At 61.1% G+C, this 13035-nt stretch carries 13 protein-coding genes; 2 read left to right on the top strand and 11 right to left on the bottom strand.

Going from position 1 to position 13035, the window contains the following annotated elements; genetic code table 11:
• Nucleotides 1–80 precede the first annotated feature (80 nt).
• The 10 genes from ACH6CV_RS05245 to ACH6CV_RS05200 all read right to left on the bottom strand — a co-directional run bounded on the left by ACH6CV_RS05245 (nucleotide 81) and on the right by ACH6CV_RS05200 (nucleotide 9808).
• Nucleotides 81–1517 (bottom strand): VanW family protein, encoded by a 1437-nt coding sequence (locus ACH6CV_RS05245; protein WP_456357118.1) that lies wholly within the window; start codon nucleotides 1515–1517, stop codon nucleotides 81–83.
• Between the two features lie 175 nt (nucleotides 1518–1692).
• Entirely contained in the window at nucleotides 1693–3594 is a 1902-nt protein-coding gene (gene ftsH, locus ACH6CV_RS05240) for an ATP-dependent zinc metalloprotease FtsH (RefSeq protein ID WP_456357117.1), read from the bottom strand.
• Between the two features lie 64 nt (nucleotides 3595–3658).
• Nucleotides 3659–4195: a hypoxanthine phosphoribosyltransferase gene (gene hpt / locus ACH6CV_RS05235; protein WP_456357137.1), complete on the bottom strand. Its 537-nt coding sequence runs from the start codon at nucleotides 4193–4195 to the stop codon at nucleotides 3659–3661.
• A complete protein-coding gene (tilS, locus tag ACH6CV_RS05230) occupies nucleotides 4185–5495 on the bottom strand; it encodes a tRNA lysidine(34) synthetase TilS (RefSeq protein ID WP_456357116.1) in 1311 nt (436 codons plus the stop codon). The genes hpt and tilS overlap by 11 nt, the downstream gene beginning before the upstream one ends.
• Before the next feature lie 402 nt (nucleotides 5496–5897).
• The gene (locus ACH6CV_RS05225; RefSeq protein WP_456357115.1) at nucleotides 5898–6389 is read right to left on the bottom strand and encodes a hypothetical protein; all 492 of its coding nucleotides are present in this window, start codon (nucleotides 6387–6389) and stop codon (nucleotides 5898–5900) included.
• Nucleotides 6386–7240 (bottom strand): metal ABC transporter permease, encoded by an 855-nt coding sequence (locus ACH6CV_RS05220; RefSeq protein WP_456357114.1) that lies wholly within the window; start codon nucleotides 7238–7240, stop codon nucleotides 6386–6388. Before ACH6CV_RS05220 ends, ACH6CV_RS05225 begins: the two co-directional genes overlap by 4 nt.
• Nucleotides 7237–7950, bottom strand: coding sequence for a metal ABC transporter ATP-binding protein (locus tag ACH6CV_RS05215; RefSeq protein WP_456357113.1), 714 nt, complete (start codon nucleotides 7948–7950; stop codon nucleotides 7237–7239). The genes ACH6CV_RS05220 and ACH6CV_RS05215 overlap by 4 nt, the downstream gene beginning before the upstream one ends.
• Before the next feature lie 66 nt (nucleotides 7951–8016).
• Complete coding sequence (locus tag ACH6CV_RS05210) at nucleotides 8017–9000, bottom strand: metal ABC transporter substrate-binding protein (RefSeq protein ID WP_456357112.1); 984 nt, start codon at nucleotides 8998–9000, stop codon at nucleotides 8017–8019.
• Between the two features lie 88 nt (nucleotides 9001–9088).
• Nucleotides 9089–9382 carry an AraC family transcriptional regulator gene (locus tag ACH6CV_RS05205; RefSeq protein ID WP_456357111.1) on the bottom strand — a complete coding sequence of 98 codons (294 nt, stop codon included), beginning with the start codon at nucleotides 9380–9382 and terminating at the stop codon, nucleotides 9089–9091.
• Nucleotides 9383–9400: 18 nt separating this feature from the next.
• Complete coding sequence (locus ACH6CV_RS05200) at nucleotides 9401–9808, bottom strand: Fur family transcriptional regulator (protein ID WP_456357110.1); 408 nt, start codon at nucleotides 9806–9808, stop codon at nucleotides 9401–9403.
• Nucleotides 9809–10062: 254 nt separating this feature from the next.
• Here ACH6CV_RS05200 and ACH6CV_RS05195 point away from each other — a divergent pair, with 254 nt between their 5' ends.
• Both ACH6CV_RS05195 and ACH6CV_RS05190 read left to right on the top strand, forming a co-directional pair.
• On the top strand, nucleotides 10063–10494 hold the full coding sequence (locus ACH6CV_RS05195; protein ID WP_456357109.1) for a DUF3842 family protein: 432 nt from the start codon (nucleotides 10063–10065) through the stop codon (nucleotides 10492–10494).
• A gap of 549 nt (nucleotides 10495–11043) precedes the next feature.
• Entirely contained in the window at nucleotides 11044–11856 is an 813-nt protein-coding gene (locus ACH6CV_RS05190) for a hypothetical protein (RefSeq protein ID WP_456357108.1), read from the top strand.
• Nucleotides 11857–11881: 25 nt separating this feature from the next.
• Here ACH6CV_RS05190 and ACH6CV_RS05185 read toward each other — a convergent pair whose 3' ends face one another.
• A complete protein-coding gene (locus ACH6CV_RS05185; protein ID WP_456357107.1) occupies nucleotides 11882–13030 on the bottom strand; it encodes a GGDEF domain-containing protein in 1149 nt (382 codons plus the stop codon).
• Nucleotides 13031–13035: the final 5 nt, after the last annotated feature.

Genomic DNA, 13035 nt, shown 5'->3' with positions numbered 1-13035 from the left:
TTTCCCGCGGGGAATTCAGCAACCCGATGCCCGTAGTCCCAACTCACGCGAATACGGCCGCAGCCGTATTCGCGTGACCGCTATCCCTCAAAACCCCGCTCATGCACGCCGACCCAGTATTCCGGCTGCTTCTCGTAATAGGTATCGAGGTCGAACTCCTGGATGTCTACCTGCTGACCGGTCGCGCGGTCGTAGTAGATGCGCATGCCCACGCTCTTGACCATGTCCTTGCCCTCGGTCTTGAGCACCGGCTCCTCGTCCTTGTAGTACACAATCTTGCCCTTGGTGTCCGGCACGTACCGGCTCTTCTTGGGCGGCTTCTGATCCACGATCCTGTGATCCAGCTGGATCTCGTACGCATTCTGCGGCCCGTAGATGCGCACGCGCGCCTTCTCCTGGTCGACGTGGGTGTAGATGAAGATCGAGTAGGGCAGGGGGTTGGTGAAGCGCAGGTCTTTTTCCCTGCCCCGTTGCAGCGACACCACCGCGTCCATGCTGGCCTTGACGTAGGCCACGGTCATGCTATGCGACTGGCGCTCGACGATGTCCATGTTGGCCAGCAGCAGCGCGCCGTAGAGCGTGCTCGACGCCTGGCAGGTGCCGCCGCCGATGCCCGAGATGACCTCGGTGCCGTTGTACTCGGGCGCCTTGAAGAAACCCCGCTCTACCGTGCGCGGGCCCACCACCTCGTTGAACGATACGGTCTGGCCCGGCTTGACCTCGAACCCGTCAAACGCCTGCAGCGCGCGCCGGATGTTCTTGGTGCGGTCGCTGCTGCTGGCCTTGGTGGACGTGGCGTAGTCGACGATCAACTGGGTGTTCTGCAGCGTGTCCTCGGTGGTGCGCGCAGGCTTGAGCACATGCGTCTGAAGCGCGATTTCGGCCCCGCTGCCCTCGCGGATTGCCGCGTCGAGCGTCGATCGCAAATCCTCCACCGACAGCCCCAGCCCGTCCCGGGACGGCTCCACCGTCAGCTGCTCGTTCGGGCCGGGGATCACCGTCGCCTCGACCGCCGGCACGCTGAGCTCGCCCGCGATGTCCTCGAGGAACTGCGTGAACATCGCCTCGTCGTAGACGATCTCGCTGTCATAGTATTTCGGGCTGGCCTTGAGGAGCTCGGCCTGCTCGCGCTTTTCGCGCGCGGTACCGGTCTTCCCCCAGTTCCAGGCCTGCTGCAACTGCGCCTCGGCATCCTCGCTCAGGTGCGCGCCGAACTGCGAGGGCGTGAACGTCCACTGCCGGTCCCCATGGGTCAGCGTGAACGTGCTGTTCAGCCGCTCCTGCACCCGGCCCAAGACCCGCTGGGCGCCCTCGTCGTAGCTCATGCCGCCCAGGGACACCCCGCCCACATACACGCCCTCGCAGAACCTGTCGTCCGCGGGCCCGCGCGTTGCAAAGCGGATGAGCAGCACGATGGCGAACGTCACCGCCGCGATCACGGCGGCCATCTTGAAAAGGCCCAGCAGGCCCCCGCGCGTGCGCCGCTTCCGCCGGCGCGCCGCCTCAGTAGAAGACATCGCCCTGGCAATCCTCCTTGATCCCTCGCATCCGGCTGCGGCCGTATGCGAGGGGATTGGGTCACGAGGCCGGATTGGATTTTTGGCCGGGCGGACAAGCCGCCCTTGGTGGGAATCCATTTGCACCGGCAGAGTCATCTTTATTATACCACAAACGCGGCAAGCGGTGAAGGACCTATTTTGCCTCGTCTTCCTCCGCTTGCGCGCTTTTGCCGCCCATGAGCGCGAGGAACTCCGCCCGGTCGAGCTTTTCCTTTTCGAGCAGCGCCTCGGCCAGCCGGTCGAGCTCGGCGCGGTGCTCGGTCAGCAGGTGCTCGGCGCGCTTGTAGCAGCCGCTCAGCAGCGCGCGCACCTCGGCGTCCACCTCGGCGTTGACCCGCTCGGAGAAGCTGGAGCGCGACTGGGAAAAGTCGCGGCCCAAAAACACCTCGTGGTCGCCGCCCAGGAAGATCGGGCCGAGCTTGTCGCTCATGCCGTACTCGGTCACCATGTCGCGCGCGATGCCGGTGGCGCGCTTCAAGTCGCTGGTCGAGCCGGTCGATACGTCGCCCAGCGCCAGCTTTTCGGCGCAGTGGCCGCCGAGCAGGCCGGCGATGCTCGCCGTCAGCCGGCGGCTGGACGCGTGGCGCACCTCGTCGGGCAGGTACATGGTATAGCCGTCCGCGCCCTTGCCGCGCGGGATGATCGAAATCTCGTGTACCCGGTCGCACTCGGGGATGAAGTTCATGACCACCGCGTGACCGGCCTCGTGATAGGCGACGAGCTTGCGGTCGCGTTCGGTGATCTGATAGCTCTTTTTCTCGGGGCCGGCGCTCACCTTGGTGGTGGCCTCCTCGAGCACGGCCATGGTGATCTTGCCCTTGCCCGCGCGCGCGGTCAGGATCGCGGCCTCGTTGAGCACGTTTTCGAGGTCGGCGCCGGTGAAGTAGGGCGTGCGGCGCGCCAGCACCCTGAGGTCTACGTCGGGGCCCATGGGCTTGCCGCGCGCGTGCACTTTGAGGATCTCCTCGCGTCCCTTGACATCCGGGTAATTCACGGTAATCTGGCGATCGAACCGGCCCGGCCGCAGCAGCGCCGGGTCCAGGATGTCGGCGCGGTTGGTCGCCGCCATCACGATCACGCCCTCGTTGTGCTGGAAACCGTCCATCTCCACCAGCAATTGGTTGAGCGTCTGCTCGCGTTCGTCGTGGCCGCCGCCGAGTCCCGCGCCGCGCTGGCGGCCCACCGCGTCGATCTCGTCGATGAACACGATCGCGGGCGAGGATTTCTTGGCCTGGTCAAACAGGTCGCGCACGCGCGACGCACCCACGCCCACGAACATCTCGACGAAGTCGGAGCCCGATATCGTGAAGAACGGCACCCCGGCCTCGCCCGCGACCGCGCGCGCCAGCAGCGTCTTGCCGGTGCCCGGCGGGCCCACGAGCAGCACGCCCTTGGGGATGCGCGCGCCCAAGTCGGTGAAGCGCTTGGGATTTTTGAGGAACTCGACGATCTCTCGCAGTTCCTCCTTTTCCTCGTCCGCGCCCGCCACGTCCTCAAACGTGACCTTGAGCGCGGCGGGGTCGGTCAACCGCGCGCGGCTGCGACCGAAGCTCATCACGCCGCTCTTGCCGCCGCCCGCCTGGCTGCGCATCATCATAAACCAGAGCGTGCCCACCAACGCCACCGTAATCAGCAGCGGCAAAAACTCCTGCCACCAGGGCGCGCCCGCCGGCGGCTCCACCAGTATGTCGAAAGCATAGTCGGTGGACACCACTTCGCTCGCCGGTTTGCTGAGCTTCTTGGCGTAGATCACGTTCACGTCGGCATAAAACCGCTCGGCAGAGGGGATGTTGGCCTTTATGTCATAGCGCCGCCCGAACTGCTCTACCGGGATGGCGCTGTCCACAAGGCGGCCGACCAGCTGGTTGCCGGTGATTAGCACGTTGGTCAGCCTGTCTTCCTCAATCAGCTTGAGCACGCCGGTGTAATTGTAAGGCGTGACCACGTCGCGCGGCCGCGTACCGGACATCTGCACCACCATGAGCACCATCGCCACCAGCAGCGCGTACATCAGCGGGCCCTGCCATCTGCGCATTGTGTTTCGATTCAAATCGCAATTCCTTTCCCGGCGCTCATGCGCGCGCATTTCATTGCATGGGTTATTGGTAAACCTCCGGCTTAAGAACGCCGATCATCGGAAGTTCCCGGTAGCGTTCGGCGTAGTCCAGCCCGTAGCCCACCACGAATTCGTCGGGCACCTCGAAGCCGCAATAATCGACGTCCACGTGGGCTCGGCGGCGGCTGGGCTTGTCGAGCAGCACGCAGATCGAGATCGATTTGGCCCCGCGCGAGTTCAGGTTGTCCTTGAGGAAGCTCAGCGACATGCCGCTGTCGACGATGTCCTCGACGATGATTACGCGCCGACCGGTGATGTCGCGGTCGAGGTCTTTGAGGATGCGCACCACGCCGGTCGACTGGGTGGCTCTGCCGTAGCTCGATATGGCCATGAAGTCCATCTCGACCGGCACGCTGATCGAGCGCGCCAAGTCGGCCAGGAACACGACCGCGCCCTTGAGGATGCCCACCAGCACCACGCCCTCGTCCGCGAAATCGCGGCTGATGGCCTCGCCCAGCGCGGCCACGCGCGCCTGAATCTGCTCCTCGCTGAACAGTATCTTGCATAGATCATCGGTCAAGCGGTGCGTTCCCATCGTTCAAATCCTCCCTCGTCCATGTCAGGCGGCATGCGCCCTCCGTATCCTTTGAAATCGCCACGCCCTGGGCGATCGCCGCTCCGGGCAGCCAGAGTACCTCGTTGCCTCGCGCGACGACGGCCATCCAGTCGCGCAGCGGGCGGTCGATCTTCCGGTCGATCATCACGTCCGACAACAGCCGCCCGCCCGGCGCGCCCAGCATCCTCATCCGATCGCCGGGCCTGCGTGTGCGCAGCACCGCGCCCGTAAGCGCCGCCGCGTCCAGCACCTGCGAAAGCGGATCGTCACGCACGGGAACCGGTTCGGCGGGCCGCATCGACAGATGTCCGATGCCGGGCAGCCGAGCGCCGTCCGCAAGCGCCGCCGCCGCCGGCGGCCGGGCGTCCGGCCTGATGAAATAGAGCCACTCGCCCGCGCGTTCGGCCGTAAACCCCGTAAGCGACAGCGCGCCGCGCGCCTGCCCATAAAGCGCCATCAGCCGCTCAACGCCCTCAAAATCCGCGCCGCTGAGCCGCCAAAGTACGCGCCGCAAGATCGCCGGATGCGCGTCTTGCACGAACAGCCGCGACCCGAAGGGCAATGGCTGCACTCCCCGCATAATCAGGGCGTGTGCTTCGCGGATCATGTAATCGTCCTCGTCGGCCGCAATCGCCGCAAACCGCGAAAGCGCCGCGGCCGCGCCGGGGTAGACCGCTTCAAGCGCCGGCAGCACGCGGTGCCGCACGGCGTTGCGCGCCGTGTCGCACGCGGCGTTGGTCGCGTCCTCGCAAAAATCCTGCCGGCGCGCTGCCAGAAAATCCAGAATCTCGCGACGGCTGACCTCGAGCAGCGGCTTCGCCCACATCCCGACCCGCGCGCGCATGCCGGCCGCGCCGTGCACGCCGCCGCCGCGGCCCAGGTGCATCACAACGGTTTCGGCCTGGTCGCCCAGGTGGTGTGCGGTGGCGATCGCGGTCGCCCTGTCCGCTTCCATCGTTCGAAGCAAAAACGCCCGCCGCGCCGCACGCGCCGCGGTCTCCAGGCCCTCTTGGCGCTCGGCAGCCAACGCGGGCACGTCCTCGCGCGCACAGATCAGCTTAACGCCGATCCGCTTACACAGCGCGCGGACGAAGCGCTCGTCGCGTTCGGCGTCCTCGCCCCGGATCATGTGGTTCAGGTGCGCCGCGGTCAGTTGCCAATCGCCGCGTTCGGCAAGCGCAAGCAGCAGCGCCACCGAATCCGCGCCGCCGGAAAGGGCGACGATCACCCGCTCGCCTGTCTCCAGCACTGGCAAAACCCGCATAGCGACCTCCATTGCGTCCCCGATTTTATCATGATACGCGAATTTACGGGCCAATGCAAGGAAGTTCGTGTGAACAATGGACGTGCAAAAAGAACAGCCGCGCAGCGGGCGTCTGCACGGCTTGCCGTCCGATGGATGCGGGCATGGTTGAGGCAGGAATAACGCCGATTTCACCGCCACGCAAGCGCCCTTTATCGCGCGGGGCTTTGTGCGCCGGGAGGACTCGCCGTTTGGACAATTGGAGCCCTTGGTTCCACAGGCTTTGCGGCGAAGATGTGCGGGATTGTCGGTCAGAAGCTGTCCGACGCAGGCCGCCGCCATGCCGGTCTCACGTCGTAAAAGCGGACGAGCAGCCGGGCCGGCGTACGCTTGCCGCCCGATTCGCGAACGGCTCCGGATGATTCACGCCGGGTCTATTTCATCCGCAACGACGTGGAAATACGGCGTACCGTCCTCTTCGTAGCGTTCAAAGATTCCGGAGATTTCAAACCATGCCCCGGGAGCCGGGTGGGATGCGTCCTGACTGGACAGCACATATTCGACGCCCTGCGCGCAACAGGAGGAGGCATCGGTAACGACAATGTAGTGATAAGTCGTATCGGTTTCATCGAGATAGCTTTCATCGGCGATACCCTTGAGCCTGATGCGCCGGCCCACATAGTCGTCGGGCGCGCCAAGAATGTTGACCAAGTAGGCATATGCCGACGTTTTGCCCATCTTGGTCAGGTCAATATCGATGGAGGGCTCCGCCACCGCAGGCGCCTCGACGACTTCGGGTATCATCGCAGCGCCTTCGGGTGGCGTTGTCGGCGCAGCAGGCGGGGTATCCTGTCGTCCGCAGCCGGAAAGCAGGAGCGCCGTCATCAGCATGACCCATGCAATTGCCTTTTTCACCCTCTCGCCCTCCCAATCTTTCCGATGATGCTGAAAATGAGAAACGCCAGAATATCCACGGCGACGATCGTCGAGCCGACCGGGGTAGAAGCGACGACGGAGAAAAGAATGCCGACCGCCGCACACACCACCGACAGGAGCGTCGAACACAGGATCACGCCCTTATAGCTTTTGCAGACGCGCATGGCGGACAGCGCGGGAAAGACGATCAACGCGGAGGTCAACAGCGACCCCACCAGCTTCATCGCCAGCACGATGATGACGGCGGTGACCACGGCCACCACCGTATCGTAGAGGCCGGCGCGCGTGCCGGTGGCCGAGGCGAAATCCGCGTCGAATGTGATCGCGAAGATCTTGTTATACAGCAGCGCGAACACGCCCACAACCACCGCCGACATGATGACGGTCAGCCAGACTTCAAAGGCGGTCAGCGTGAGGATGGAGGTGGAGCCAAACAGCGTCGTACAGACATCGCCCGACAGGTTTGCCGCAGCCGAGAACACACTGAGCGCCAGATACCCCAGCGCCAGCGCTCCGACCGATATCATCGCCAGCGCCGCGTCGCCGCGTACCTGGCGCTTTTCGTTTCGGCGCAGCAACAGGATGGCGCTCAGGATGGTGATCGGCATCACGACGACCATATCGCCGGCCACGCTGAGGATCGCGGCGGCCGCCGTCGCGCCGAAGGCTACGTGGGAGAGTCCGTCGCCGATGAAGGACAGCCGCTTGAGCACCAGCGTGACCCCCAGGATCGACGCGGACAGCGCGATCAGCACGCCGGTCAGCAGCGCGTACCGCACGAAGGGGAAGGTAAAGTAAAAGGTCAGCGTTTCAAAGAAATTGCCATTCATCCTTGCGCGCCCCCTTCCGCGCCGAGGAACAATCGACCGACGTCGCTTTCGAGATAGTCCGTCGCCGTGCCGAAGAAGCGCGGGCGATTGGAGAGGTGCAGGATGTGGCTGGCTTCGCGCGCCGCCGCTGTGACGTCGTGGGAGATCATGATGACGGTGACCGCGTCGCTGTTGAGCTGCCGAATGAGCGCATACATCTGTGCCGATGCGGCGGGGTCGAGGCCCGAAACCGGCTCGTCCAGCAGCAGCAGTTTCCGCGTGGCGCAAAGCGCCCGCGCCAGGAGCACGCGCTGTTGCTGACCGCCGGAAAGTTCTCGGTAACAGCGTTTTTTCAACGGCCCGATGCCCAACTCTTCCATGTTGCGCAAGGCCAGCGCGCGCTCCTCGCGGTTGTAAAACGGCCTCATGCCTGCGCGGTTCAGGCAGCCGGAGACGACGACCTCCTCCACGCAAGCCGGAAAGTCGCGCTGGACGTGGGTTTGCTGCGGCATGTAGCCGACCTCGTTTTGCTTAAGACCGTTTGAAAAACGGATGCTGCCGGAGATCGGCGCGTTCAGGCCCAGCAGTGCCTTGACCAGCGTGCTCTTGCCCGCGCCGTTTTCCCCGACGATGCACAGGTAGTCGCCCCGCGACACGCCGAAGCTGATGCCTTCGGAGACCACCTTACCGTCGTAACCCAGTGCCAGATCTTTGCAGATTAGTTGTTCCATGTCCATCCCTCTATCTTGTTGCGGGACGCCATATCGCCGGAGCGCACGGCGTCCCTGCCCGTGGAATCAGTTCAGCGCGTCTTTCAACGCCGCGAGATTTTCTTCCATGAATCCCAGATAGGAGGCGCCCGCGGCCACATCCTTTGCCGTCACGGACTGAATGGAGTTCATCGTGACGATCTTCTGATCCTTGCTTTGCGAGTTGGCGACCACCGTTTGCGCGATGGCATGGTTCGTGCCCTCGATGGTCAGCACGACGGGCAGCTCCAGTTCATCCACCTTGCCGGACAGGAAGGCGACGGTCTCGAAACTGACCTCGGTCTCGGCGGAGCAGCCGACGAAGGCGGCGTAGTAGCCCAGCTTATAGTCGTCTGTCAAATAGCGGAAGGGGAAGCGGTCGGCGAACAGCAGCGTTTTGCGCTGGGCGGCATCGACCACCGCCTGATAGCGCGCGTCCATCTCGGCGAGCATTCCGGCGTAGGCGTCGGCGTTGGCCTTGTAGGCGTCGGCGGTGTCGGGCTTGATTTCGCAGAGCGCATCGCAGATGGCGGTCACCAGCGTCTTGGCGTTTTTCAGCGACAGCCATACGTGCTCGTCGTATTCGGCTTCGCCGTGGTCGTGACCGTCGCCATGCTCATGGCCGTGATCGTGTTCCTCCGCCTGCATGCCCTCCACATGTTCTTCTTCCTTGGCCTCCACGCTCGCCAGCAGGGAAATGGCCTTCAGGTTCGGATTGTGGGCGGTTTCCAGCACTTCTTCGACCCACTTGTCGGACTCGCCGCCGACATAGATAAACAGGTCGCAGATAGAAATCGCGGCGATGTCTTGAGCCGTGGGTTGGTAGTTGTGCAGATCGACGCCATTGTCCAGCAGCAGCGTGAGCCGCACCTCATCAGCCTTGTCGCCCAGAATCTGGCGTGCCCAGTCATACTGCGGGAAGGTCGTGCAAACGATGCTCAGCGGCTTGGCTTTTTCCGCGGCGAAACCGGGAACGGAGGAAAGGGAAAGCGCCAACAGGCAGACGCACAGGCGCGTCATTATCTTTTTCATGAATATTCACCTCATATCGAATTTGGGGGACATGAAACAAGGTACTCGCCGAACAAGGCCAATACCAGGTTCAAGGTGAATATTCAAATCAATTCAGCAGTTTTACCTTCAAAGAAACGAGGGTGGTCGGGCGGGCATGGGGAGCCGACGCCGGCCGCCCAAATTGCGCAGCCAGCATTTCGGGCAGGAGCAGTCCTAAGAAGATAAGCAGCCCCACCAGCGAACGGAGCAGGTTTCCGCATGCGGCCATCGCGTCACAAACGAGGCAGTGGTTGCCCGTGCAGTCATGCTCGATATGTGTGGACAAGAAAACACCGGCCAAAAGCAGGGCCGCGACAGTCACGCCGCAGATGAATATGGCGGTCAATTTCTTCGCGCGCATGGCCGTCCCTCCTTCCCCCTACTTCAAGCCGCACTTGGCGCATCCGCCGATCAAGACCGTGCCGGACATATCAAGCGACAGATTCCCATTTTCCCGCAAGAGCCTCGCGATGGCGTGAGAAACGCCCGAATCCAGATGCGTCAGCGCGTTGCACTGCTTGCATTGCAAATGCAGATGGGAAGCGCAAGCCGCTTTGTCGCGGTACCGGTAGGCGCTGCGGCGCTTGTCGGCCAGAAAGCGGCGCTGTACCGCCCCATCGGCCTCGAGGTCGGAAACCGTGCGGTAGATCGTACTGCGCGAGGGCGCCATCATCCCCGCTTGCGCATGGAGCGCCTCCGCGATCTCGTCTATGGTAAAAGACCGGTCGGGATGCGATTCAAAGAAAGCGATCAGCATATTCCGCTGCTGCGTTCGATATCCGGTCATCACAAAACCGCCTTTCGGGACTCAATCGCATAATCTGAAACTCATTCCTAATTATACCGCCGATTTTTTGATTTGTCAAGCGGCATTGTGCGCGCCCGGAATGATCCGGCGCTGCGTGGGCACCGTTGTGCGGGCTTGGTTTCCGCGCGGCTATCCGCTTTGACCGGGCGGTGGAATTCCAACAGAACCTCTGCTATACTGTGTCTGTTGCGACGGGGAATGGGGGGTATCAAGTGCCCAATCAAGGTAATTTGATGAAAAAGATCGTCATAATCGACGGGCAGGGCGGGAAAATAGGTTCCTTGTTGACAGGCCGATTGAAAAAGGAATCGGGGCGGTATGAATTGTACGCCCTCGGCACAAACAGCATAGCCACGGCCGCCATGCTGAAAGCCGGCGCGGACTTTGGCGCGACCGGGGAGAATCCCGTCATTGTGAACTGCCGCGACGCCGATATGATCGTCGGGCCGATTGACATTGTCGCGGCGGATTCGCTTTTCGGGGAAATAACCCCGGCCATGGCTGTCGCGGTGGGGCAAAGCCGCGCTCAAAAGGTGCTTTTGCCGATTGACCGTTGCGACCATTACGTCGTCGGCGTACAGGATTTGCCAATTCCCGAATTGGTAGAAGCAGCCGCGAGGCATATCGTGAGCGTTTTGGAGAATGCGTCTTGGACAGGCGTGTGAGTATCGTCTCGGGGAGAGACCATTGATGAGTGGGCAGTTCCGAAGACGGGGCGGGACAGCCGGGGTCAAGGCTGGGAGAAGCCGACAAAGCCAAGGGCTTGTGGCGGGATGGAAGGGATTTCGGGCGGCATGACGGCTAGGACCAAGTATGGTTAGGGCAGTGTTCGCCCGCCTTTCTACATCGTAAATTCCGGCAGTGCCGCTTTTCTTGTTTCCGACATAGGATAGATTGGATCAAACACAGGGGGATAATCCCATGCCAGAAAGCAGATGCCCCGGGAGGCTGTATAAACTCAAGGCCAGAGCCTGCCTCCCGCTTATGATCTTGCCCTATACGAAAGCCGGCAGGACGCGCGTCTATTGTTGCGGGGTGCCCGAGGTGATCCTGGACAACCAATGCTGCGGCGACATCGCCGACGGCGGTTGCAACTACATTATCCGTCAACACTTGTGCGTCGACATCCCGGTTCGGATCAATGCCTCCGCTTTCGCGGGCGATCCTTACATAATCTGCTCGGATTATGATAAAACCAACGGAGGGGAACAATCATGAGTTGTTGTCCGAAAGCGGCCAGTAGCGCATGCGCATCCACAATTGATTACACGAACGTCCCGGGAGACAAAATCCTCCCGTTTGAATTCGCGCTGGACCCGAGCTCGATTCTGTACCCGACTCCCGGACAAAACCAGCGGTTTATCTATACCATTACAGCTCACGGGATGAATACCAGTGACTATGCAGATTTGAGCCACTTTCTGCTGGTCGTCTGTTCGGATATCACGGAGGAAATGCTTCGGAACGTAACCGTCACGATCAACGGTGTGCCGCAGAATGTCGTCATAGGCACGAACGTCGAAATCATGCCTCCGGATCATCCGGACAACCAAACCGGCTGCCCTGGACTGAAATTCAATTTCGGGCTGAACAAGGTCGATGGCGTCATGGTGGTCAGCTTTGAGTTGAGCGTACCCCATCCGATCGGACCGGTGACGGTCTGCGTCTACGGGGGGCAGACTACGCAAAACAGCCTGGCGATTTGCGGCCCGGTATGCGGTGAGGTGGAAACGACCTGTCCGGCCGTCGGCTATCAGCGCGCCAGCGTCTGCGTCCCTGTGACCGTCACGCCGTTCGCGAGCGTCGGGGATACCACGACGTACTGCTGTGGTGATCCCGTCATAACAAACGGCCTTTCGATCTGTCCCGGCGTAACGCGCGGAACCTGCACGTTTACCATCACGCAGGAAGTATGCATCGCTGTGCCGGTCGCCTTCGGCGCGACGGCGTCTGTGGGCGATTATGCGGTTCAGTGCCTGGGCGTCGGCGACGCAACCACATGTGCGGATTGCCAGAGCGATTCGTAAGATCGGCGAGCAATGCCAATCGGAATCATTCCCGCGTTTTTGATTCCGATTGGTATACTTCCCCATCGCATGATTCCGCCGGTTGCCTGCCCTCCAGCTTACGACGCCTTTTATAACGGTACAGCTGCCGGTCGGCTTCTGCCACAACCTGTTCAATCCCTTCGCGCGATTTGTCATAAATAGCATGGCCAAACGAGACCAACGGAATCTTGGGGTCTTGCTTGCGTAAAACGTTCATGTTCTTCAAAAACAGAGTCTCCGCATCCCGAATGGCTTTCTCATCTGTTGATTCACTCAACACACAGAACTCGTCACCCCCTATTCGGTGGCATAAACCAATCTTGGCGCATGAAACCCGTATGCCGGCGGCCACCTTCTTAAGGCACGCATCTCCATATGGATGTCCGTATTCATCGTTTTTCTGCTTGAAATCGTCTACGTCAAAAAGGATGACCGCACCATGTCCTCTAGCCTCCAGCCGTTGCAGATGGTATTCATATGCTTGCCGATTGAAGAGATTTGTCACGGCGTCGTGCTTTTCAAGCAACTCGTTATAATACGCATAATACATGACCATCGCGAGCGTTACGCTTATCCAGGCCGAGCGTACCGACGGCCATAGGATTTGCATCGTCGATCCGGCCAAGACCAAAAAGAGTATCCAGAATAAAACGAGCTTGGTTTTATTTTGGTAAACACTTATGACATGCAACGTTTTCATCAGGAGGAACACCATGCTCAAAAGGTACGAAATGATAAAAACAAAAAAATAAGGGCCGCGACAATAGCTGTTGTCTGGCGAAACGAAGAATATGAAGCCATATATCGGCGACAGTACCGTCAGAACAATGTTGATTACCGCAGGAAGAAACGCAAGAGCGCTCCATTTCGAGCCCCAATTATCATCAAACGCCATGGCAATCAGATTCGGGACAAATGGCGATAGGCCAAACCCAAGAATGCAAAAGGACACATTCAGCAAACGATAAGCCGTACCTGGTACGCCAAAATAGGATGTGCCCATCTCCGCGAGGATGACAACAGCGATCGCCAGAATCGCGCGCAAAAACGAGTTTCGCATTTTTGCGCTGAAAAGGCTGTTTTGATGTACCATACATCCCAGAATGGACATAGACATTACACCTACGGAACCCAGCGCCAAATCGTTGCCCATCACGT

Origin of the sequence: Anaerozeibacter quisquiliarum, assembly GCF_051162045.1 — a bacterium.
Taxonomy (GTDB): domain Bacteria; phylum Bacillota; class Clostridia; order Christensenellales; family Aristaeellaceae; genus Anaerozeibacter; species Anaerozeibacter quisquiliarum.
The sequence above is the reverse complement of the archived record's forward strand: the minus strand, read 5'-3'. Positions and strand labels throughout refer to the sequence as shown.

What these genes read in the sequence shown, in the direction of transcription:
- ACH6CV_RS05245 (WP_456357118.1), bottom strand. Translation starts at nt 1,517, where the DNA reads ATGTCTTCTACTGAGGCGGCGCGCCGGCGGAAGCGGCGCACGCGCGGG.
- ftsH (WP_456357117.1), bottom strand. Translation starts at nt 3,594, where the DNA reads ATGCGCAGATGGCAGGGCCCGCTGATGTACGCGCTGCTGGTGGCGATG.
- tilS (WP_456357116.1), bottom strand. Translation starts at nt 5,495, where the DNA reads ATGCGGGTTTTGCCAGTGCTGGAGACAGGCGAGCGGGTGATCGTCGCC.
- ACH6CV_RS05220 (WP_456357114.1), bottom strand. Translation starts at nt 7,240, where the DNA reads ATGAATGGCAATTTCTTTGAAACGCTGACCTTTTACTTTACCTTCCCC.
- ACH6CV_RS05215 (WP_456357113.1), bottom strand. Translation starts at nt 7,950, where the DNA reads ATGGAACAACTAATCTGCAAAGATCTGGCACTGGGTTACGACGGTAAG.
- ACH6CV_RS05210 (WP_456357112.1), bottom strand. Translation starts at nt 9,000, where the DNA reads ATGAAAAAGATAATGACGCGCCTGTGCGTCTGCCTGTTGGCGCTTTCC.
- ACH6CV_RS05205 (WP_456357111.1), bottom strand. Translation starts at nt 9,382, where the DNA reads ATGCGCGCGAAGAAATTGACCGCCATATTCATCTGCGGCGTGACTGTC.
- ACH6CV_RS05200 (WP_456357110.1), bottom strand. Translation starts at nt 9,808, where the DNA reads ATGACCGGATATCGAACGCAGCAGCGGAATATGCTGATCGCTTTCTTT.
- ACH6CV_RS05195 (WP_456357109.1), top strand. Translation starts at nt 10,063, where the DNA reads ATGAAAAAGATCGTCATAATCGACGGGCAGGGCGGGAAAATAGGTTCC.
- ACH6CV_RS05190 (WP_456357108.1), top strand. Translation starts at nt 11,044, where the DNA reads ATGAGTTGTTGTCCGAAAGCGGCCAGTAGCGCATGCGCATCCACAATT.
- ACH6CV_RS05185 (WP_456357107.1), bottom strand. Translation starts at nt 13,030, where the DNA reads ATGGGCAACGATTTGGCGCTGGGTTCCGTAGGTGTAATGTCTATGTCC.